This window comes from Lelliottia sp. CFBP8978, from assembly GCF_034046055.2.
GTDB lineage: Bacteria > Pseudomonadota > Gammaproteobacteria > Enterobacterales > Enterobacteriaceae > Enterobacter.
In genome coordinates, this window is the sequence record NZ_CM188253.1 from 3,267,287 (window position 1) to 3,289,395 (window position 22,109).

Consider the following 22,109-nt stretch of genomic DNA (forward strand, 5'->3'; position numbering starts at 1 on the left):
CGCTACTCTGACCCCTCAGCGACGGGGTCAACATTAAAAATGGACACCGGCAGTTTGAAACCCTGAAGCTTCAGCAATGCCAGCGGACCGTCGCCAAGCTCGCTGCGCATCACAAACTTCAGCGGGTTGCCATCCTGGCTTATCCACACCAGCTGGGTACGACTGCCATCCAGTGGGGTGATCAGTGCCTGATCCAGTAACCGAATGAATCCCCAGTTGCCCTGGTTGTTGGTATAGAGCTGCATACCACTGTTCACACTTCGCCAGCTGAGGCTCACCCCCGGGTAGTAAGTATTCCCCGGCCAGGTGAAGCTTTGCCAGCTTTCCATCTGGTTGAAGAAATCCAGTTTCTGCTCATCGAGAGAGAGCTGGATACGCGCCACATCCCGGGAAGGACGGGCCATCAGCTCAAAGTGAACACTTGCATCACCCTGGGCAAACACAATGTCTGACAGTTCGGCCAGCTGGTTAATCGCCCGAAGGAAATCAGGGTTTACTTCCATCCCCTGGCTGGCGGCAGGGTCAACCACCCAGCGATTGCCCTCCTGGTGGAGGATGCCGCCAAGGTTGGTTTTCAGGAATGTGGTAATACGACCGGAGTCACTGCGCAGGAACTGTGCCAGCAGCGGCAGTGAGGCATCACTGCCTGTTGCTTTGAATGGATAGCGACCGGCAAACGCTTTATTCCACTGATCCACAATCGTTGTCTGCCAGCGGGTATTCAGGCTTCCCGCAGCCGGTGCCAGCACCTGCCGCCAGGCCAGATCCAGCGGTTGCACAAATAAAGACTGACCAAAGCCGCTCCAATCCTGCCCCAGGCTTGCCGCCACCAGACTGCCGTAATCACGTGTATCGGTCAGGTCAATAGCTTTGCCCTGAAACACGGTCTGGGCCAGCATCTGGGACATCGCTTGTGGGTCGGGCGCACTGGTGACCTGCTGAAGTTTCAGACGTACCTGTGTGACACGGGCCAGCCAGGACTGGAAGCTCAGGTTACCGTTATTGCCAGTTCCCTCCTTACCTTCCATCAGCCCCGTTAGCGGACCAAATACCCCGTCAAGCGGTCCTTTGGGTCCCTGTGCCTGTTCAATAAACTGCTTTGCGTTCTTCTTCTTGCCGATCAATTTCTTCGCGGAGTCCACAATCGAATCGGCCAGTGCCTCGCCTTGCTGCCCGGTTTTTCCCTGCCAGGCCAGCGTGTTCATCAGCGCCACCAGAGGAGACTGACGGACATCACCAATCAGGTTTAATTGTGCAATAGCTTCTGACAGCGAACCCGCCTCCTGCCACTGAATGCTGTTGACCATATTGAGCCAGGCATTCCCGAAATCAGTAAAGTAGCGTTCGGTCAGACGGGCTTTTAGCGCTTCCGGGGCAATGTCGCTTCCCGGCTGGTGAGTTTTATCCGTCAGTACCCAGTCAATTTCATCGCGGCGGGTTTTGACCATCTCGTCAATCGCATCCTGAACCTGTTCGTCCCAGGCCTGGCGGGTGAACATCCCCGGCACCACTTCTTCGGTACTGAACACCGTCGAGGCATCGGTATCACCGGTCAGGTCGGCCAGCGTTAAATCAGGCCAGTTGCTGGCAATGCGTTTGAGCATGTCCTGATACAGCCCTGATTCGGCGTTACGCTGCCCTATCTGTTTGAGCAGGATCTGGCGTACGGTACTGATTAATTCAGCGTCAGGCTTAATTTTCCACTCCGGGTGTGCCGGGAGGTTTTGCGCATAAAAGCCCAGCAATTTCGGAGCCAGCGCCTGCCAGGTGCCGTCCGCCACGCCCTGACGCGTCGGCCAGACCGTCAGCACATTTTTCGCCAGCCACCCCGCATCCGCTTTCTCCGGTCGGGTCATCATCAGATAACTTTTCAACACATCGTAGGCGCGTTGTGTGCCCTGCGCCCTGGCATCACTGGCCGGGGGGAGCTGCACAAAAGCGTTCAGTTGCTGCTTCAGGTGGTCTGCTGTGGCATCACGCATTAACAGCGCGTTGTTACGGGCATACAACGGCCAGAGTGCCGCCAGCGTGTCGTGGTCCTGATTGAGACCGAAGCGGGTGTACCACGGCGCACCGGTCGCTTCACGATTTTGCAGACGGGCAATAGCCTGCTGAAGCGTGAGCTGGTTACGCAGTCGTTCAGTCAGCGGCAGTGTTGTATCGGCGGCAAGACGCGCGGTGTTCTGCGCCTGGTAAATCTGCGCCCGGTTGACGGTAAGAGACAGCAATGTACCGGCCCCCCAAAGCACAATCAGGGCAAGCAGCAGTAACCGCAGGCCCTTCAGCCAGTCGAAAGAGAGCTTTCTGGAACGCACGGCGGCACAGTCATCAAGGACGGCAGTCCAGGTCGGCGTGTCGATTCGGGTGTTTGGCACTGTACCGGCGACAGCCAGTTCCGGGCTGAACATCGCCCCCCGAAGGCGATATGCGGCGGAGCCCTGCATCAGTCCGGTAAACAAAACATTCAGGCTCGCTTTCAGTTCGCTCTGCAAACGGGAAGAGAGTTGCAGGAACCCGTCATGTTGCGGGTTCTTCAGAACCTGTGACATCCCGACCTGCCGCAAACGTGGGACCAGCGTATCCAGAGTTGAAACCGCGTCCTGCGGCGCGGCACCCGGACCGAATATCGCGCCGGTTGCCACGGACTCTCGCCCTTCTGGATCACCAGATTCTTTGTCCGTCAGCCATAACCAGACCGGAGCCTGCCAGCCCAGCAGATGATCGGCTTTCTGGCGGCAACGTAAAAACGCATCACGCTCAATATCCGTTGGCAACGCGGCGGTATTCATCACCTGCACGATGCCATCAATGGGATGACCGGAACGCAGGCGTTTTAATTTTGACAGGAAAACGTCATCCGGAAGAGACTGTGCGTCACCGCCATAGACCAGCACATTGCCGTCGCCTTCCTGCCAGAGGTCATGACCCAGACCCGGAGCCACCTTCTGGACCTCGTCCTGATTGCCCATGACCAGCAGGATACGAACCTTACGCTGCCAGCGTCGGCCATAGCGAAAGCGCAGGTGTTCGGACACGGCGTCTTCGCTGAAAACCGGTTCATCGTCGTCTTCTTCACTGGGAATTGGGTTCGTCAACGGAGCGGCACTCTCAGCCTTTTTCTGCCCCCACTGGAAATACAACCCGGATTTACCCGCGTGGTCGAAAGCCTTCTCTATCAGCCAGCCGAGTAAAAATATCGCGGCAACCAGTATGGCGCAGAATGTGAGTATCCGTTGGCCGTCATACGGTCCGAAGCCGGTGGCTGAGGCCACATTTTCCGGAAAGGCATAAAACAAAAATGCCACGATGGCTGTCAGGAAAAAAGCGACAGTCACAACGGAGCCGATGAGAGTTTTTACTTTTACCTTAGACATTCTTAGGCGATTCCTTGCGAACTTCTTCTTTGGTGATGACGGCGACCCAGATGTCGTCTTTGTCAGCGGCGGGTTGTGCGGCGATAACCTGTGGCCCTCGTTGTTCAACATCAGCATTGGCAAGCGTGATGGCCAGCCATGGAGCCGCATGGCCCGTGTATCCCAGCACTGGATCGATACTGAAGTTGTCCTCTGAAAGGCTAAATTCCACTCCGCTCTGCTCGCAGGCATTATTCCAGCCGCTTCCAGACGTCAATGTGGGACCGGAGATCCAGCTTCCTTTGAGTTCATCGGGCCGGGTCTTCGCCCAAAGCAGCGCCCGGTTGAGTGACTTTGTGAGCGTTGTTTCTGCTCCCCTTTCGGGGCGATGAAGGCGGAGTGCATCCGGCCAGGCGTGGGCTTTGCGGTTGCTCAATACCACCATCGAGATGGCATCAGCATCTTCTTCCCGGGGAGACGCCGGTAACGACAGCGTGATGGCAACCATAATGCCCGGATTGTCCCATCGCTTGTCCAGCCAGGCATCGAATGCACTCAGCCCTTTTCCGGACATCAGGCGAAAAATCCTGCCCGTCTTGAGTGAGAGATCGGCCTTAAGCTGCTCTTCAATCAGGGGATACAGGTCGTTATCACAATCCAGCACCAGCCAGCATGGCAGTTCTGGCGGAAGCGGCTGAACGATCCCTTCTACACGCGTGGTCAGTTTAGTCACCGCCGCCGTCAGGGCCTTTGCTAAATCTGCCTGGTATTCTGTTAATGCTGCGTATCTGACCGGTTTGTCACATCCTCTTGGGCGGGAGAAGTCGACAGCGGGGGCTGCGGCCTTCATTGCCTCAAGCAGGTCATCGGCTTTGTTTCCGGCCGGGGCCTGAATGTATGTACCGAGGATCCAGGCACAGCGCTGACCGCGAAGAATTTCACTGTCGATAAGTGCTTCACGGTCGACATTACGCGACTCAGCTCCAACCTGCTCTGCTTTATAGGCAACCCTGCGTAGACCGAAAAGAAGCCCCCAGATGCAAAATGGAAGGCCCAGAGCGGTGAACCAGAAGACAAAACCAGTTCGCTCTGACGTCCAGCACCATAGCGTGAGCGCTATGCCCCCCAGCATGACAAACGCGAGGAAAAGCAACCAACGGCCGGTACCGGGACGCGCTACCTTAGGGGCCTTTTCAGGGATGGCATCCAGCCAGACGGGCATAATCAGGCAACCTTTGCTGCGGCAAATGAACTGATCAACGTGCAACCACAGGCGCATTTGTGACCGTGAAATGCAACCGGGATACCATGATCAAGGTAATCAGGATTGCCTTCTATAATGGTTGTTGGCCCATGGCCTTCGACCGGGCAGGACACTTTGTCGCCATTGCGGGCAACGCCGATACCACCGAATTTCATCGTTTCTGAAGCGGTCAGTACTGAGCCACCGTGGGTGGTTTTATCGCCTTTACGGATAATTTGAAGCATAATGCGCTCATTTCCCTGTGGATATTATCGCTGGTGCATTTCAGATTTACTGATTATAAGATTTTGTTGATGAATCTTTGTTAGCCACCAGTATCTGTTTCACACTCACCCTCAAAAACATTATGGAATGAGTTGTTATTGAATAAATAAGCGCTATTCGAGCACTTTTTATCACCTAACGATATGTTTCCGATTTTACTTTCTGGGATGTTTTCACCATTAATCCAAATTAAATTACTGTTTGGATAAAACTCAGCAGAGAAAAAATCAGGAGACGGAGTGCCATTATCAATGGTTGAGTAATATTTAGTATTGCCATTAAATGAAGGCAACTCAGAAACTACAGCACCAGTTTCTTTATCAACGACCCATCCGCAAACCCAGCCATTAACTCCACAATCTTTAGGTAATTCACCTTTCCCGATTATGTATAGGCGATAGTGCCCTGCAAAATTAATTTTTTCGCTGAGCTGCTTCTGCATTAGATTTTTCCATGTTTCAGATTTTTTAAGCTGCTCACTTGTTAAGTGAATCTTTGTCGTAAATGGTCCATGACTTAACAACACATTATGTTCTTTAAATGTTGGAGCATCTCCTTCATTAGCTAGTGCAGAAAAGCATATGGCAGTAATAAAAAGAAAGGGAAGTTTAAGAACCTTCATATTTTGACTCCTCAAGTACTTTAACCATATCGTCAGGTTTTATGTGCGCTTTATTTATCCCATCATCAGAGTAGTAAGAAACACCTTCTGTTTGGGCATATCTTCTTTTATGAATTTTGTTTCCTTTCTTGTCCCTTACAAAGGAACCGTCTGGATTTGTTTCAAATTCAGTTTTAGAAGGGCTTATCTCTTTTCCTTTTCTTACCCCAGCAGAGGCAAATTCTTTTGCCCAATCATAAATAGCATCTTCAACACTGCCATTCCCTTCAAGGAAATTTATGATTGCTGGACGCTTTATCTTTATAAGGTATTCGTTAAATATTTTGTCTTGTGTTTCTTCATTGTAAATAGAATTGACATCCAGGCTAAGTTTACTCACGGCGTCCTTCAAAGTTTTTGGTACCACCTGGAATCGCCCTGTAGCAAATAGACCATTAGAAGTGTCATCCTCTTGAGAAGTCATAACTTCTTTGATTGTCATGCTGGTAAGTTTAGTTTTGTAATGTGGTCTGTAGGTAACATGTACGTTATAAGCAGAATAATCATTTTTGGACTCAACCTTACCAAGGAAATCACCAAATTTACTATGTGCCCAACCTGTTCGGTTCTTTATTAATGCTCCAAGAAACATAATCGGATGCATGTGCCATAATGAAGGGCCAAGATTCTCCGTTGTTACATCTTGCATCCACGCCATCTTATCAAGGAAATCTTCGCTGTATTTCTTCCATTCCGGAGCATCTTTCTTCAGCGCATTCAGGAACGGTTGCCAGATAGCATCGCCTTTTTTGAAGTACCAGTCACTGGGATGTTTTACTATTGTTTTCTGAATGACATCACGATAGTCAGGATTATGAAGTGCTCTCCAGTATTCCATTGGAGAGTAACGGTCACTTCCGCTATCAATTTTATCCAGCAGGCGCTGATAATTATGCTTAACCAGTGCATGGCTGGTTCGTGTATCACCGGTCGCAGCTTCGTAGAGCGAGTTGATAAGGCTGCGGAAAAATCCAGTGGGCTGGTTTTTTCCATCCAGGTAATCAAAGCTGATAAGCTCTGCGATTTCCGTTCTGAATCCCAGTTGTGTCAAGTCATACTGTGACAGAAGTTGAGGCTCCGTCTGACCTTTGGGAGCGTAGGCATTTTCCGGACGCAGTTGCCAGTATTCCTGTTTTGTTGATTTATCAGTTTCAGTTGTGACCTTACTCAACGGTAGAATGCCTGTCCGCGTTGTTGACGTCCCCACCTTTGCGAAGGTGCCTTTCGCGACATCTTTTGTGTACAGAGCAAGGCTAGGAGAATACTTCAGCCAGAGTGGATTTTTCTCCCCTACTTTTTCAGGATTGGTCAGGAATTTCTCCAGATTATCATCCATGCTCGTGCATTCGATATGTACCTGGTATCGTGCCTCATAACCCCCATCCTTTGGTGCCTGATAGTAGCCCATGTGCCCAATCGGGTCACCGGCCTTAATAGCAAATGGTGTACTGAGGCTTACCGTTTTATCGAATACCATGACTTCCTTTGCGGGGGGAAGCAAGTGTCGCCACCAGCCTGGACCGGCCCCCGGCGCTGACTTAACATTGTTGTTATCCACAACAACCCAATAGCGCTGACCAAGTGTGAGAGTACTGTTGGTTTCTTCGGGTAAACCTTTTAGCGTCACAAGACCATATTTTCGCTTGTTATTTCCTGTGGCGTTAAGATTGCTGTCTGCTGGGTCCCACTCCACTTTGGCACCTTTAGGCATGTGCCCGGCAATTTGTGGAGAAGTTTTTTCTGAAGTAAGTTTTGCCGTCAGCCAGTCCATTTCAGAATATGCTCTCAGTGTATCCTGAATGACCCACTGATTTTCTGCTTTGGTCTCATAAGCTGAATACGGCGCAAGATGCATATACAGGGTGTAGAAATGCAGTCCGCTGGACTCTTTCTCACCTGGTTGAATATAGTGTTTTACTAGGACAAATGACCCCGAAAAACTTAGCGGACCGGATTCCCAGCCAAGCGTCAGATAATCCTTGCAGATCCGATAAGCAACCAGTTCGCCGTCAGCCATGCATCGAACAGCCTGATCCCCTTTAAAGGGAACTGGGAAATCTAATGCTTCAAGAGGCGACTTTCCGCTAAGAGCACACCACGGGGTCGTGGCTTCCGTTATATGGATCCCGCCATGCCACATCCCGCTACGGCCTATCGTATATTGCCCGGTAGATTCCCCCGCAAGATGTGCGAGTATTTCTTCCAGGTTACTGAATTCCTTTCCCCGGTCGTTAGAGGGTACCGGCCAGACGATGTTGAACTTTCCTTTTTGAGTATCAGCAGAGTTTTGGGTTGCACTGCTGCTGTCTGAATAACGGTATAGTTTGTAGGCAATGTTGTTATTACGATAGGGTTGGCCGGGATAAAACCCTTTTTCCTGAACAAAGTCAGAGACCCACTTTGTACCATTAAACATTGCCATATGCCCATCTGAATGGCCAGGTGCATCCTGAATTACGACAACATCCCCCGTCTGTTGGCCAGAAATTGAAAAGACATTACCAGCATGCACAGTCACTGCATCATTAACAACCTGGAAATTGTTTTCAAGCAGCCATGGACCGTAATCTTTGGCAGACTTTATTCCTGAATTTCTGGAAGATAATCCACCTTGGATTAATGCTACTTTAACATAATGGGCACACCGGGATTTCCCATATTTGAGGTGATCATCTAACCCACGATTAAATCTATCTAAGTTATCTCTTGCGACGACCGCTGCATTTTCGTTTAGCGTGCTAATGGCACTTTCTCTATTAAACATGTTGTTCACCATTAGTTATTGTTGCAGTGGCCTGTTGCATTGGAAACAAATAACACTGAATCCATGAGCCATCTACCATCATTTTTGACAAGGTTTATTTTATATTTAGATTCGCTGTCACTGTGGCCAAGAGTCAGTTCAATAATGGCTTTGCTATTATTTAGCGATGAGATATGTGTAGTGATCTCACTAACCCACTCAGGGCAGATCTCCTGCACATTTGTAAAATAATCAGCTCCTGAATCATCTTTGCTTTTCAGATTCTGAAGGTGTTTTGTAGTAAAGTTATCAATAGCCTGCTGGCTTTTTTCTAGCCCACTCCCAACATCAGAGTCATTCCAAGCAGCGAGATAGTCAGAATAAAAATGGCTGACAACAGTTTCTGGAGAGTTATTTATATCTGAAGATCCGAAACTAAAAGTTGCAAAAAAACCTAATAGAATAGCACAGATTATCGTATGTAATTTCAAATGGTACTTCATGATATACGTCTTTCCTTATTCAGAATTAATGCCACTTCTTAACACGCAAAAGGTCAGTCGTTAAAAGACTTGCTGCTGATTTTGCTTTCCTGAGTGATATCCGTCAGGCTGAAATTGGGTGTTTCGTTGGGGAGATTTGAGCCAGACCCTGGTACCAGGTAGTCCGACGTTTTCATAATGAACTCACCAGATGAGCCATGTTCAATACCGTTCTTACTCAGCCTCAGGTAAGACCCGCCACCGTTCAGCGTCAGTGTTTTCGGGGTGGTGATGATGATTTCGTCATCACTACTGGTGACCGTGAGCTGCTTTTGCGAGAACAATGCCATGGTGTTTTTTTGGGCCTGGATTTCAATATCCCCCTGGTTGGCGACCAGCTTTGCCCCTTCTTTATGCACAAACAGCCCCAACGCTTTTTCAACCGTCACTGACAGGTTTTTCATGGCCCCCATATCGAGGTGCTGACCGGCGTTAATCATCGTGTTCTTCGTGCTGCTCATCTGGAGATGTTCACCCGAGGTAAAGGCCACGCCCTGGGGAGCGGTTGCCAGTATCACGGCAGACTGGAGCGCTTTGAGCTTGTCTGTTACCAGGCTAATCTGGGTGCTGATATCAGACACCAGTGCCCCAGCCGCATCAGCGGCACTGTTCAGCGACTGCATCTGGCTGTTGGCCTGGTTTATCTGGTTAACCGCAGGTGTCATTTCCAGCACCGGGCCCTGGGCTTTTGACTGCCCGTCTGCCGTCAGGTAAATGCCTTTGGCGGCACGGACCGCGCCGAATTCATCCGTTCGCAGCTCAAAGCCGGTGCCGCGTTGTTCACGCTGGCCGTTGACCAGATGCCCCATATTGAGCTGGGTTTTGCCGTATTCAGTTCCGAGCTTGATATGCTCCTCGCCGCGCTTATCTTCCATCCGCAGCTTGTTGTTCGCTGGAGTGCGCCAGATATTGCGTGTGTGGTTGTCGCTGGTGACATGGTCAGGGTGTTCAGAATCATGCATCGCGTGTGAAATATACGGCCTGTCCGGGTCGCCACTGTCAAACACCACCGACACTTCGGTGCCATCGAGCAAAGGCGCATGCCAGCCATAGGTATCACCGGCATAAGGCTTTGCCATCCGCAGCCACAGATAGGCATAGCCCTGTTCTGCGCTATTGCGGTCAAAGTCCAGTTTTACCCGGTAGCGCCCCTGCTCATCCAGCCAGGCGTACGTGTCACCTTTCTGGGTGCTCTCAACGCGAGCAGGCAGCGAGCCGGAAATTACCGGCCGTTTAAGCAATGCCGGTCGATAGCAGACGGTTTCACTGTACGGGATACCCTCAAACGTCATCCGGAAACTGTCCTGGCGGGAGCCGCTGGCACGTACCGTGGTGATAACAATGCCCTCTTTCACCACATCCGGCAGGCTGGCATCGGTTTCCAGTACCTGGCCGGGAGCCAGATGAGGGCTGGAGGTATGTCCACTGACGGTGTACTGCGCGTTCAGGATGCGTTCATGCCGCAGACGGGCAAAGTAAGCGCCGGTCTCGGTGCTTTCTGTATCACCCTCAGTCAGGAACGGTTCTGCGTAGTGGTAGGTTTCCCCAGTCGTGATGCCTTCTTTGCCACTGATGCTCTCTGTGCTGTCTTTAGGTGTCAGTGCATCACGGTAGTTGTAATCCCGTGTCGCCACGCCGCCACTGACAACATGATAAGCAGTGTGAATATCCCAGATGCTTTCCTGCCCACTGTCGCTCATGCCAGCCTGGTTTCGTAACGGCAGAGTCACGCCAAACTGATACTGCTCCTGGGTGTCCTGGAAAATCACCACATCCTGTTCAAGACGGGCATCCATTTCAAAGCGCCAGAAGATACCCACTTCAGCCAGCAGCCGCTGAATAAATTCCAGGTCAGTCTCCCGCCACTGGGTAATCAGCTCCCGGGCCAGGTACTCACGGGACAGGCGGAATTCAAAGTCCGCACCCTCCAGCCCGTGCTTACGCAATACCTGCTCAACGACTTCGGTAACAGACTGGTTAAGGAAAATTTCGCAGCCCTTCGTATGCGCTAACTGGGCAATTCGCGGGACCAGTGCCAGCGCGTAAACGGTATCCTCTTTTGAGGTGGAGATCCGTTCAAACGACTCCACCACACCATAAATGGTACGCACCGGGATGGCGGGAGCACCGGTAAACATCGGCGTCTGAAGGGTGAAAGATGCTAGTTTTAACAGTACCGCATCACTGCCGATATCCGGTGTTGCGCAGGTCACGGATATATCATAACGCCAGGGCTGGCTCAGTGACTCGACCGAACTGAAGTTCAGCACATCAAGAAATTCACTACAGCCATGCACGTCCATCCGGTAACGGGACTGACCCAGCAGCTGTTTCGCCAGACTGGTAATTGTGTTTGTCAGAGAGCTATCCATCCTGAAACTCCTTTAGCTGTTCATATCCTTTGGAGAGGATAAGCCACTCCAACATTTATTAATAATGACCTCGGTTATTTATTATTTGATGGGGAGTAATTAGATAATAAACAACCGAGAAAACATATTTACAGGTTTACAAATTTATAACCTTACGATCATTCTGACTCATTACCACCTAAGTAAGTAATGCGATCTTGTGTAAGCTTTGTTTGACACTGATATATTTTAATTCTCTGTTCAATAGCCGTTGTTGAAAGCTCTGCATCGGATAGTTTCCCACACTTAGCCGCTTTATCATTCGCCCATACCCCCTGAGCTTTACGCATTGAATTTCTGGCTGATTCAGGAAGATCTTTCCAAATCTGGTTTAATACTGCATCTGATTGATCATAACTACTTTTGGCACTTAATATCCGACTTTGACCATTCCCCTGAATAATGGTTTCTTTATCAATACCCATCAATGATGATTGGTAGAGGGAAACGGTAATATCATTATAATTACTAAAGTTATCCACTTGAATATCTTTGCCATTATCAGCTAGATTCAAATTGTAACTAACATTCTTCCAGACCACACTTCCATTATTAAACTTGCCACTGCCCTGGGTAATACGGTAAAGCCGTGATGGATCATCACCAATGACAGCCAGTGTTTCTGGTGAGACTTTAATTGAAATCGTTGCGTTACAAGTCAACTCATCATCATTATTGCTTTTAGTTGAAATATTAGAGGTGCTGATATTTATTAAATTCAACTCCCCCTGATAAGCACTTAACGGTTTGCTATACTTATCCTTCCCTGCTGCAAGATAGTTGCTCTGTAATACGCCTGACGCTTCATCTTTTATGTATTTTTGAACGGCAGCATTCGCATCGTCCCTACCACATTTAAAGTCATTCGAATCAAATAGCCCTGCAATAGCACCATGGGAGCATAGTGAAATAATTGAAACCGCCAAAATCCTCTTATACATACTTACTACTCCTTAATTTCATTTAATCATCAAAAATTTTTATTACGCTTGTACATCAAACTCCAGCACAATACCTTCTTCTTCGTCCCAGTTGAGCGACAGGGAAGACGGCTTGCGTTTTGCGGCCATATAGCTCAGTAACTGCTGGCTCAGCACCGGCAGAATTTGTTGATTCAGGAGGCTGTCAACGTTACGAGCCCCCGTATCCGGCAACAGGCAGGCAGACGTCAGCATATCGCTGAGGCTGTCATCAATATGCGTGGTAATGCCGTAGTGCCGTTGCAGACGGCGGCTGACCTGATTGAGTTTCATACCGACGATGATACGCATTGCATCCTGAGCCAGCGGACGGAAAATCACCGTCTGGAAACGGGCCAGCAGTGCAGGCTGGAAATGGTCACGCAGTATCGGGCGCAGAAGTTCTTGCAGGTCGCTTTCCGTTACGTCCGGTTGTTCGTCAACCAGCTGCATCAGCGGGTCACTGCCGAGATTGGAGGTCATCAGAATGACGGTATTGCGAAAATCAATTTCACGCCCTTCCCCGTCCCGCATAAAGCCACGGTCAAACACCTGGTAAAACAGGTTCATCACATCCCGGTGGGCCTTTTCCACCTCATCGAGCAGGACCACACTGTATGGGCGCTTACGTACCGCCTCGGTAAGAATGCCACCCTGACCATAACCCACGTAGCCCGGAGGCGAGCCTTTTAACTGGCTGACGGTGTGTGGTTCCTGGTATTCAGAGAGGTTAATGGTGATCAGCGATTTTTCGCCGCCATACATCAAGTCCGCCAGTGCCAGCGCGGTTTCGGTTTTCCCTATCCCGCTTGGGCCGACCAGCAGGAAGACACCCTGCGGCCCGTTCTCAGGCGTGAGTCCGGTTTTTGAGGCACGAAGACGTTGAGCAATGGCATTGAGTGCCGCGCCCTGGCCGACCACGCGTGTTGCCAGTTGCTCTTCCAGCGTCAGCAGTTCGGTCTGCTCATCTTTCATCAGCGATGAAAGCGGGACACCCGTCCAGTCAGCAATCACTGTAGCTACAGTGCGGACATCCACATCTAATCCCAGCAACGGGTTGTTGTTTTGCGCCTGAGACAGTTCAGACTGGATTGCGGCGAGTTCTTCCTGACGGCTGATATCACCGCGACATTCCTTCAGTTGTTCAGTCAGCCGCTTTTCGGTTTCGAACTGAGCCAGAAGGGACACCTGTTGTAGATTCAGCTCAGACGTAAGCTGTTCAATCTGCGGCAGACGAGTGGGATCAACGGTGTTGCCCAGCGCAATATCTTCCAGCAGCTCCTGTTGTTCCATTGCAAGCGAGGTGAGTTCAGCCTGCAAACGGGTAAGCTGTTCCGGTAGCGTGTCCAGGCTCATCCGCACACGGGCTGCTGCTGTATCCAGCAAATCCACCGCTTTATCGGGCAACTGCCGCCCCGTCAGATAACGGCGGGACAGTGTCACGGCCGCACGAACTGCCTCGCCGGTAATATGCACATTATGGTGTTCGGCGTAGCGGGATTTGAGTCCACGCAGCATCAGGCAGGCGGTATCATCATCAGGCTCATCGACCTTGACCATCTGGAAACGGCGCTCTAATGCCGCGTCACGCTCAAAATATTGCTTGTACTCACTCCAGGTGGTGGCGGCGATGGTGCGCAGTTCGCCCCGGGCCAGTGCAGGCTTCAGCAGGTTAGCGGCATCCGCGCCCCCCGCCTGATTCCCGGCTCCGATGATTGTATGGGCCTCATCGATAAAGACCAGCACCGGCACCGGAGAGTGCTGAACCGCGTCGATAATGTTTTTCAGCCGTTGCTCAAATTCCCCCTTAACACCAGCACCCGCCTGTAATAAGCCCAGGTCGAGGGTTCTGACAATGACCGGCTTCAGACTTTCCGGCACATTCCCCTCAGCAATACGCAGCGCCAGCCCTTCAACCAGGGCAGTTTTACCGACACCTGGTTCACCGACCAGAATCGGGTTGTTCTTACGGCGGCGGGAGAGAATATCCACCATCTGGCGAATTTCGTTATCGCGGCCAAAAACCGGATCAATTTTGCCTTCACGCGCCCGGGCCGTGACATCCACCGTAAACCGGTTAAGCACCGCTTCTTCCTGGCTTAAATCTTGTTGATTCCCTGACGCCTGACCTTGTGCTCCCTCGACCATATTTATTGCCCTGCCGATGAATTTCACATTACCGACAGGCTCCTGGATGAGCGCCTCCGGGCGTTCATCCGACTGCGATTCCAGAATGGGACGCAACCTCTCCAGCTGGCTGGTGGTCAGGGTCATTAACGGCCACAGACCGTCGCAACGAGCAAGCCCAGGCGTTTCAATCATGGCGGTCAGCAGATGCACACTGCGGATCTGTTCATCACCGGCAAGCGTCGCGGCAAGCCATGATTGCTTCAGCAATGACTGAAGGGAGGCTGACAGCTCCGGACGGCTGCGTACCGAGCGGGGTTGTGCGTCAAGGTGCGTCAGCAGGCTTTGCCAGACAGCATCCATATCCCACTCATAGCGACGAGCGAGTACGGTCAGATCCCCTTCTCCCTGCTCCAGCAGCTTTAACAGCCAGTGCTCAGGGGTGATTTCTGCATGGGCTCGTGTCTGGCACAGTGAGGCCGCACCCTCGAGCGCTTTCGCACAGTACGGGTTAAGGCGGCGGAGCAAAACGGCGGACTGACTTTCCATATCTGTATCTCTCTTTTCTGATCGTTCAGGACACGCTACCGCCCATCGCTGTTCCTTTTGATAAGGAGACCAAAGCGCACGAGGTCAGGCTGGCAGGCAGATTGTGGCTTTGCTGAGCACCCGGCTCGCAGGCGCTTAGCAAAAACTGCGGACAGGTAGCCCCATCCGCATCGGACATTACCCTAAATAATTCGTGCTGCAGGAAGGCGGCAAGTTCGGGAATCCCCGGGAGCATAGATAACTATGCGACTGGGGTGAGCGAACGTAGCCAACGCACCTGCGGCGCGAAGAATGACGGGTAATTACGCGGTGGTACGTTCGTTCCACGAATCGGAATGAATGATGTTGCCGTCTTTGTAAGTCCAGGTGATTTTCTCGTAGCGCAGTTCAATCGCTTCGAGATGGTTGTGCTTCTCGTAAGACGGGTCTTTGATGTCGTGCATTTTTGGTGCGACTTTCACCAATTTAACGTTCTCAAGCTTGGTGTTGAAATATTCAACTTCCTGGCCTGCGTCGTTGATTTTGTACCACTTGAATTCCGCAGATTTCAGGGTCTGACCGGTGGTCACGGCCTTGTAGAGATACGGGCTTGAAGAGTCGATCTCTTTGGTAAACAGGAACGGGGTGTGAATGCGGGTGCCTGTCAGTTTGCCGGTATTGTTGTCGGTCGGGATGTACAGGTTGTGTTCCTGCGCAACCACTTCGATGCTGCCTTCACGGTCTTTAACATCTACGGAGCCTTTAATGTCCGCACCGCCGTCGTCTTTCAGCCACAGATAGACTGGAATTGCCATGATTTACTTCTCCATTTCTTGAGTTGAAACGCCACGTACATCCGGTGACGCTGGTTTTTCGCCCGGAATGCGACAGGCATCGGCCTGTGGCACCAGACTGATCTCGACACGCCGGTTATGCGCACGGCCATCAGGCGTATCGTTTGAAGCAATCGGACGGTTGTCGCCGTAGCCCTGCACCGCAAAACAACTTTCCGGTACATCACCGGTGTCCCGCATCCAGTTGCGAACGGATTCGGCTCGTTGCAGTGACAGGCTCTGGTTAAGCGACACGCTGCCGGTATTGTCCGTATGTCCACTGACGACAATCAGCCAGCCAGGTTTGGCTTTGATGCCCACCAGTGCGTTGACGAGAATTTTGGTTGAGCCGTCTTTCAGAAGTGCTTTTCCGGAATCAAACAGCGACATGCTGTCGAGACGGACAATTTTTGGAACAGACTCAGCTTTCGGAGCCGGAGGCGGAGCATACGTATCAATCGCCTGTTGCAGTGCCAGCCACAGGCGTTGCCCCGGGTAATAACCCAGACTGTAACGCAGCGGTTCACCCTGGCGCTGCCAGCGTTCGAGCAGGAGTGCATCCTGTTTCAGCGCCACCAGTGACTGTGCTTTTGGGACGGAATGATTCATCGGAATGGCGGACCAGCGCTGTAAATCGGTACTCACCTGACGGATCAGGTCCCGGTTATTCGTCGCAGAAAAGCCCAGAGCGGCAAGTGAACACAGCCACATCACCAGAACAACACGGCGGGTACGCTGGCCTCCCTGAATCGGGGAAGCAAAAGGAGCCAGTAACGGCAGAACCGCATCAGGAAAGCGGCTGGCAGGATCAACGATCCCCGTCGACGCGGGGAACTGCAAACAGGAACGCAGATACAGCCACTGCGACCAGACAGACTGAGCGTCCGACCATTTGCCGAGCCGAAGCGTCACGGCAAATGGTCGGACGGCTGGCGTCAGCCTGTCCGCTTTCTCCAGCTCATCCAGCAATGTTGCCCGGATAAACGCGAATGCCTGGCTGAGAACCGGTAGTGCCACCAGATTATTTTCCGTCTGCTGCCAGTCAACCAGTGCCTGAGGGGATGCATCAGGCGGACACACGACCGGACTGTCTCCGCGCACGATCACCCAGGGTGTGGCAGGTCCTGAAAATTCACAACACACCACCACCGGCAGCACAAATCCGGTCAGCGCTTTCATCTGCCTGACCTGCTGACGGAGCGTTTTCAGTGCCGAGCGTAAGACGGCCTCATCCTGATGCTGGTCCGGCAGACAGGCATACATCACGGAAAGCTGTCCGGCCTGACGGGGTTGCTGGACCAGAATGCTGCGCACAATATCCGTTAACCGACTGACATCTCCTGCCCGATACCACCAGCCCTGAGCGGTTTTCCGGAGTTGTTGCCCCTGGAATATCGCGTCAAGTCCATCACCGCATACCAGAACAACCGGCCCCTGCGTATCAAGTAACGGCAATTCGACTGATGCTTCTGAACCATCAGCCTGCGGTGCGCGATAGCGGCAGTTTTTCCAGACAGTCCAGCCAGCAACAATGATAAGTATCACCGTAGCCAGGCTTTTAGAGACGTTACTGACTGGGATGAAATACCAGAGCAGCCACAGCAACGCCGCAGCCCCTGCCAGGGTATGTAAGACAACTGAGACGATGACTGATTTACGCATTAACGTGGCAGCTCCGGAATGTGCGCCGACAACAGCGCCTGAAGCCACAGATGCCCACTCCACCAGACAACGCCGGTCAATACGACCGCCAGCACAATCCAGAACCAGACTGAGCGCATCAGACTGTAACGATGTTTACCGGTCCGGTGAACCACCAGAGACAGTCCCGCATCAGGCTGAGGAACACGTTCAGAAAGGGCTTTAATCACTTCATCACGCTGTGTCTGACTCACGGCCTTCAGGCTGTACAGCCCCTGGAACCCCAGGGCAATAACCCGGTGGTAGCAAATCAGGACGGCGTTAATGGGTGCAGGCTGGCGCAGAACTTCGGCAATGCGATCCCATAACGCTTCCCCGGCATGCAGGGAGCCAAAGAACCGGGCCTGAAGCGGCGCTTTGCGCCAGGCTATCTGACCGGCATCAAGGGCGATGTCTTCTCCCTCTTCGGGCTTTACTGGTTTTCGCGCCATAACAGCTTCATCCAGCAGAGCACACTGTGCATAAGAGATATGGTCAATGCTCGCCTCGTCATACCCCGCTCGTTCCAGGGCTTCACGGACGCTTTCCACCTGCCGGATACACTTTTCATACAGCGCTGTGCCATCTGCCGTAACAGCACCTTTCTTCAGCATGGTGACGGTCAGCCAGGTTTCCGCCATCAGCTGGTCAATATCAATGTCCTGTCTCATGAGCGCAGCACCGCAAAGAGTTCAAGCTCCAGTTTTCCGAGCAACGCAGGCACATAGAACATGCATACACCCTGCTCCTGCATCTCACGGGCCGCAGCACTTTCCATGTCGAGGGCGAAATACTGGTTTTCCATCCGCACTGGTAATGCCGCAGGCACCCGGCTGACCGGGATAAGCGGGATCCCTTTCAGAGCGGCGCTGTAAATTTCATTCACGTCATCGGGTGACCCTGCCTGGCAAAGTGCCGGGAAGCGGTCAGCAATCTGCCACGCCGGAATATCGGAGCGGACAGACAGATACAGGTCAGCTTCTTCACGCAGACGAATATCGTGCAGACTGGCTTTCCAGGTCTGGTCATCAGGTCGGGACATTTCAAGCGCGATAACTCTTGAAGGCAGACTGGCTTCCAGCAAACCCGTAATCAGCTCAAACAAGGGCGGGAATGCGTTAACCGGCTCTGCGTGGTCATAACCGGGAATGGCATCCAGGTCGTGATCCAGAGAAAACGTCAGCATGCTGCCAGCCAGACGTGCGAGTTCTGCCCAGACCTGTTCGGGATGACGGGCCGAGAAGCGTTCATACTCTGTCAGCACCCGGGCGTGGGAGTTAAGCGCGTTCAGCAACCAGAACAACGAAACGTCAGCGACCGCAAAATCAGCCAGTCGCTCGTTGCTCTCACGGCGCATTGACATCAGACGCTGGCGGCGGGAGCGAAGCTGGCGATTGAGCAATACCAGTCGTTCACGAAGTGTCGGGCTGGCGGAGAACAACGCCAGCGGCGGAATAAACGACGGGTCCTGACGCCATCCGCCCTGCCCGTCCCGGATAAGTCGGGCGACCGGACTGGTTTTCCAGGATTCATTACTCTCATGGGCAAACCGGATGGAAATATTAAATCGGGCGACAGCCATGGACTCTTCTTCAGCACCAAAGGCATCCTGAACCGTCACCCATTCTTCACGATAGCGAAGCGGTCTGTCTGAAATAACACTTTCCTGCTGAACATTGGTAGCACCAGACTGCATTAACGGCAGCGCGATGACGACCGTGACCATATCAAGACCCGCAAGTTGCGCGGGGTCGAGTTCACGAGGAACGGGGGGTAACTCACTGCATTGAGTGTCGATAAGAGAACCATCTTCCAGCCACAACCGCAGTTGTGAAATCTGGATCAGTCCCGATGAAAGCAGGTTGTCATCAAACTCGACCTTTTCCACTCCCCACGGGAAGGGAGACGCCAGAGCCGATACCCCGGCACTGCGAAACGATTCCCATTCTGCCTGCTGCTGGAACTGCTGAGGGGACAGCAATGCCCCCTCGTTCCACAGTGGACGATAAATTTTCATCCCTGCGACCACCTTAGGCTTTTGCTTTTGGCATCTGGGAAACCAGAGACAGGTTCACGTCCATGCCTTCGACCTGGAAATGCGGCACGGCAAACAGTTTCACGCGGAAGAAGCCCGGGTTGTCTTCGATATCTTCCACCACTACTTTCGCATCGCGCAGTGGGTGTGATGCCTGCAGTTCGTCGCCCGGATCGGTCATCTCGGTGACCAGACCACGTACCCAGGTGTTCAGCTCCAGCTCGAGCAGACGGCGGTCTTTGGTGGTGCCGATGTTTTCGCGCTGAATGATTTTCAGATAATGTGCGATACGTGACAGCAGGAAGATATACGGCAGACGCGCGTTGATACGGCTGTTAGCGGTCGCATCGGCGGTATCATACAGCGCCGGCTTCTGGGTGGAGTTCGCCGAGAAGAAACAGGAGTAGTCGCGATTCTTGTAGTACGACAGCGGGATGAAACCGAGGTTAGAGAACTCAAACTCACGGGTTTCCGGGATCATCACCTCAGACGGAATTTTCACCTGATTACCGGTGCCGAGGTCGTAGAGGTGGATTGGCAAGTCTTTCACGGCACCACCGGCCTGTGGGCCACGGATTTGCACGCACCAGCCGTTGTTGATGAAGCTCTTCACCATATTGGCGGCAAAGGCAAAAGATGCGCTGGTCCACAAATATTTTTCGTGGTCCGGGCCTTTCACTTCTTCAACGTAGTTGAAACTGCGCACCGGCACAGTGTCCGGGCCATATGGCAGGCGGCCCAGCACACGCGGCATGACCAGACCGAGATAACGTGAATCATCGGTATCGCGGAACGATTTCCATTTGATGTATTCGGCGCGGTCAAAGTAGTTGCCGATATCTTTGATGGCCGCCACGTCTTCCATCGAGTTTTTCAAAAAGAACGCCGGGCCAGCAGAGCCGATAAACGGCATATGGGCCGCCGCCGACACTTTAGAGATGTTACGCATCAGCGCTACATCCTGCGGGCTGGCATCAAACTCATAGGCTGAAATCACCGCCGCGAGCGGCTCACCGCCCGGGGTATCGTACTCACTCGTGTAAGAATGCCAGTATAATCCGCTCTGGATAACTTCCGGTGCATCCTCAAAATCCTGACGCAACGCATCTTTTGACACATCGAGGATTTCGGTTTTCACATTCTGGCGATAGTCAGTGTTATCCACCAGATGCTTCAGGCCACGCCACAGCGACTCTACCTTTTGAAATTCAACGTGATGCATGACCGCGTCCAGCTGGCGGCTAATCTGATGGTCCAGCTCGGCGATATGGTGGTCGATTAACGTTTTGTCGAGCTTTTCCACCTTCTGGCCGGACTGGCGCAGACGCTCCAGGAACACCTGCACACCCGCAGTAATACGCTCATTGGTATCGGCTTCCGCCATCGCGGCTTCATCCTGCCAGCTCGACAGGTCACTCAGACTGGATGCGGGTTTGAGGTTAATTTTTTCAAACAGAGAGGCATAAACCCCTTCAGATGTGGAACGTTCCCGGACCAGCGTTTCACCAGCGGGTACAGCGGTTTCATTCTGTACAGACATCAGCATTTTCCTTAAATTTTTCCGTCAGGCTTTCGGGGCAAGGGCCGCAATTTCACTGCGCAGTTCATTGCTCAGCGCCGGGTCACGTAAGATAATTTCCAGTTCACGGCGGAACGTGGCGTTATCGAGAAGATTGGATTTGAGGTCGCGCAACAGACTGCGCATGGCGAGCATCGCTTTCAGCTGGGGTATCTGCCGGGCTACCTGCTCCGGCTCAAAATCTTTCATATCTTTAAAGCTGAGACGGATATTTTCTTCGCTGCCATCACCGGCAAGGGTATTTTCAACGCTGAGATTCACCGACGGGGACAGTTCGGCTAAAACGCTGCCCAGGTTATTTTTATTCACGTTGATTTTGGCACGCTCAGACAAAGGACGGTCTTCCTGTCCGTTACTGAAGTCACCGGCCACCAGCAATTTCAGCGGCAGCTCGGTTTTCTTCTGAGCGCCCCCGGTATGCAGGTTTAATTTGAGGTTAATACGGGCTTTCGGAATTTCTTCCTGGAATGAACCGGACATGCAATGTTCCTTCATAGGGCGTGCTTCAGACGGCTGATAACCGGAAACGTCGGACCTACCTTCCGGACAGCACCTCACCGCATCTGCAGCGATGAATAAAATGGATAAAACAGACAGTTACGAAGAAAAGGCTACGCCGATTACACGCACTAACAAGGGGGTGGCAGGCCTGAAATGTAAATACTCATGATCTGAATGTAGGGAAATGTCAGCAACCAGGAAGGTCTTTTGCAATTTGTAAAAGGTCGGCTAAAGCAGATACGTCGCGACTGTCCAACATTCATCCATAAATATCACGACTTATTTCAGGAGGGGAATTATTTCAGTTCAGTAACACTTAATGTTGGTTCCGGGACTGAAAATTAAATAACACATCACGCCATGCACGCTGCATATATGATCTTTTATTAATTATCACGAATATATACAGGCATATATGTTCACCACAATGATCATTTAAAATGAAAAACATTCTGAACGCGCGTCCTGATGCGAATAATTTTCTTCTGCTTACAATCACTGACCTTTTTAGATTCAACACTGCCACTTCCTTCCTCAACTTATTTATCAACGAAAAATAGCCACAAAACTGGCGTTATTATCTCCGCAAATTCATTCACCGAATAAATACATAACCTCGATTTATTGAT

General features: G+C 51.8%; 15 protein-coding genes. All 15 read right to left on the reverse strand.

Annotation, left to right across the window (positions count from 1 at the left end):
* Window positions 1-2: 2 nt before the first annotated feature.
* Window positions 3-3,374 carry an ImcF-related family protein gene (locus tag SOM82_RS15390; protein WP_320461331.1) on the reverse strand — a complete coding sequence of 1,124 codons (3,372 nt, stop codon included), beginning with the start codon at window positions 3,372-3,374 and terminating at the stop codon, window positions 3-5.
* Window positions 3,367-4,575 (reverse strand): KPHS_23130 family T6SS system protein, encoded by a 1,209-nt coding sequence (locus tag SOM82_RS15395; protein WP_320461345.1) that lies wholly within the window; start codon window positions 4,573-4,575, stop codon window positions 3,367-3,369. Before SOM82_RS15395 ends, SOM82_RS15390 begins: the two co-directional genes overlap by 8 nt.
* Before the next feature lie 2 nt (window positions 4,576-4,577).
* Window positions 4,578-4,841: a PAAR domain-containing protein gene (locus SOM82_RS15400; RefSeq protein ID WP_320461330.1), complete on the reverse strand. Its 264-nt coding sequence runs from the start codon at window positions 4,839-4,841 to the stop codon at window positions 4,578-4,580.
* Window positions 4,842-4,921: 80 nt separating this feature from the next.
* Window positions 4,922-5,503, reverse strand: a complete 582-nt coding sequence (locus SOM82_RS15405) for a hypothetical protein (protein WP_320461329.1) — start codon at window positions 5,501-5,503, stop codon at window positions 4,922-4,924.
* Entirely contained in the window at window positions 5,490-8,306 is a 2,817-nt protein-coding gene (locus SOM82_RS15410; RefSeq protein WP_320461328.1) for a hypothetical protein, read from the reverse strand. Before SOM82_RS15410 ends, SOM82_RS15405 begins: the two co-directional genes overlap by 14 nt.
* An 11-nt stretch (window positions 8,307-8,317) precedes the next feature.
* Window positions 8,318-8,788, reverse strand: coding sequence for a DUF3828 domain-containing protein (locus tag SOM82_RS15415; RefSeq protein WP_320461327.1), 471 nt, complete (start codon window positions 8,786-8,788; stop codon window positions 8,318-8,320).
* Between the two features lie 53 nt (window positions 8,789-8,841).
* Window positions 8,842-11,199 carry a type VI secretion system Vgr family protein gene (locus SOM82_RS15420; protein WP_320461326.1) on the reverse strand — a complete coding sequence of 786 codons (2,358 nt, stop codon included), beginning with the start codon at window positions 11,197-11,199 and terminating at the stop codon, window positions 8,842-8,844.
* Between the two features lie 158 nt (window positions 11,200-11,357).
* The gene (locus SOM82_RS15425) at window positions 11,358-12,179 is read right to left on the reverse strand and encodes a lysozyme inhibitor LprI family protein (RefSeq protein ID WP_320461325.1); all 822 of its coding nucleotides are present in this window, start codon (window positions 12,177-12,179) and stop codon (window positions 11,358-11,360) included.
* 42 nt (window positions 12,180-12,221) lie between these two features.
* Window positions 12,222-14,873, reverse strand: coding sequence for a type VI secretion system ATPase TssH (tssH, locus tag SOM82_RS15430; RefSeq protein ID WP_320461324.1), 2,652 nt, complete (start codon window positions 14,871-14,873; stop codon window positions 12,222-12,224).
* A 302-nt stretch (window positions 14,874-15,175) separates the two neighbouring features.
* Window positions 15,176-15,667: a type VI secretion system effector Hcp gene (gene hcp / locus SOM82_RS15435; RefSeq protein WP_115631982.1), complete on the reverse strand. Its 492-nt coding sequence runs from the start codon at window positions 15,665-15,667 to the stop codon at window positions 15,176-15,178.
* Window positions 15,668-15,670: 3 nt separating this feature from the next.
* Entirely contained in the window at window positions 15,671-17,347 is a 1,677-nt protein-coding gene (locus SOM82_RS15440; RefSeq protein WP_320461323.1) for an OmpA family protein, read from the reverse strand.
* On the reverse strand, window positions 17,347-18,036 hold the full coding sequence (tssL, locus tag SOM82_RS15445; protein ID WP_320461322.1) for a type VI secretion system protein TssL, short form: 690 nt from the start codon (window positions 18,034-18,036) through the stop codon (window positions 17,347-17,349). The genes SOM82_RS15440 and tssL overlap by 1 nt, the downstream gene beginning before the upstream one ends.
* A complete protein-coding gene (tssK, locus tag SOM82_RS15450) occupies window positions 18,033-19,382 on the reverse strand; it encodes a type VI secretion system baseplate subunit TssK (protein WP_320461321.1) in 1,350 nt (449 codons plus the stop codon). The genes tssL and tssK overlap by 4 nt, the downstream gene beginning before the upstream one ends.
* A gap of 13 nt (window positions 19,383-19,395) precedes the next feature.
* Window positions 19,396-20,940 carry a type VI secretion system contractile sheath large subunit gene (tssC, locus tag SOM82_RS15455; protein ID WP_320461320.1) on the reverse strand — a complete coding sequence of 515 codons (1,545 nt, stop codon included), beginning with the start codon at window positions 20,938-20,940 and terminating at the stop codon, window positions 19,396-19,398.
* Between the two features lie 24 nt (window positions 20,941-20,964).
* A complete protein-coding gene (gene tssB, locus SOM82_RS15460) occupies window positions 20,965-21,459 on the reverse strand; it encodes a type VI secretion system contractile sheath small subunit (protein WP_320461319.1) in 495 nt (164 codons plus the stop codon).
* Window positions 21,460-22,109 lie beyond the last annotated feature (650 nt).

What these genes read in the sequence shown, in the direction of transcription:
- SOM82_RS15425 (WP_320461325.1), bottom strand. Translation starts at nt 12,179, where the DNA reads ATGTATAAGAGGATTTTGGCGGTTTCAATTATTTCACTATGCTCCCAT.
- SOM82_RS15405 (WP_320461329.1), bottom strand. Translation starts at nt 5,503, where the DNA reads ATGAAGGTTCTTAAACTTCCCTTTCTTTTTATTACTGCCATATGCTTT.
- tssC (WP_320461320.1), bottom strand. Translation starts at nt 20,940, where the DNA reads ATGTCTGTACAGAATGAAACCGCTGTACCCGCTGGTGAAACGCTGGTC.
- SOM82_RS15400 (WP_320461330.1), bottom strand. Translation starts at nt 4,841, where the DNA reads ATGCTTCAAATTATCCGTAAAGGCGATAAAACCACCCACGGTGGCTCA.
- SOM82_RS15415 (WP_320461327.1), bottom strand. Translation starts at nt 8,788, where the DNA reads ATGAAGTACCATTTGAAATTACATACGATAATCTGTGCTATTCTATTA.
- hcp (WP_115631982.1), bottom strand. Translation starts at nt 15,667, where the DNA reads ATGGCAATTCCAGTCTATCTGTGGCTGAAAGACGACGGCGGTGCGGAC.
- SOM82_RS15410 (WP_320461328.1), bottom strand. Translation starts at nt 8,306, where the DNA reads ATGTTTAATAGAGAAAGTGCCATTAGCACGCTAAACGAAAATGCAGCG.
- SOM82_RS15390 (WP_320461331.1), bottom strand. Translation starts at nt 3,374, where the DNA reads ATGTCTAAGGTAAAAGTAAAAACTCTCATCGGCTCCGTTGTGACTGTC.
- SOM82_RS15440 (WP_320461323.1), bottom strand. Translation starts at nt 17,347, where the DNA reads ATGCGTAAATCAGTCATCGTCTCAGTTGTCTTACATACCCTGGCAGGG.
- tssL (WP_320461322.1), bottom strand. Translation starts at nt 18,036, where the DNA reads ATGAGACAGGACATTGATATTGACCAGCTGATGGCGGAAACCTGGCTG.
- tssK (WP_320461321.1), bottom strand. Translation starts at nt 19,382, where the DNA reads ATGAAAATTTATCGTCCACTGTGGAACGAGGGGGCATTGCTGTCCCCT.
- tssB (WP_320461319.1), bottom strand. Translation starts at nt 21,459, where the DNA reads ATGTCCGGTTCATTCCAGGAAGAAATTCCGAAAGCCCGTATTAACCTC.
- SOM82_RS15395 (WP_320461345.1), bottom strand. Translation starts at nt 4,575, where the DNA reads ATGCCCGTCTGGCTGGATGCCATCCCTGAAAAGGCCCCTAAGGTAGCG.
- tssH (WP_320461324.1), bottom strand. Translation starts at nt 14,873, where the DNA reads ATGGAAAGTCAGTCCGCCGTTTTGCTCCGCCGCCTTAACCCGTACTGT.
- SOM82_RS15420 (WP_320461326.1), bottom strand. Translation starts at nt 11,199, where the DNA reads ATGGATAGCTCTCTGACAAACACAATTACCAGTCTGGCGAAACAGCTG.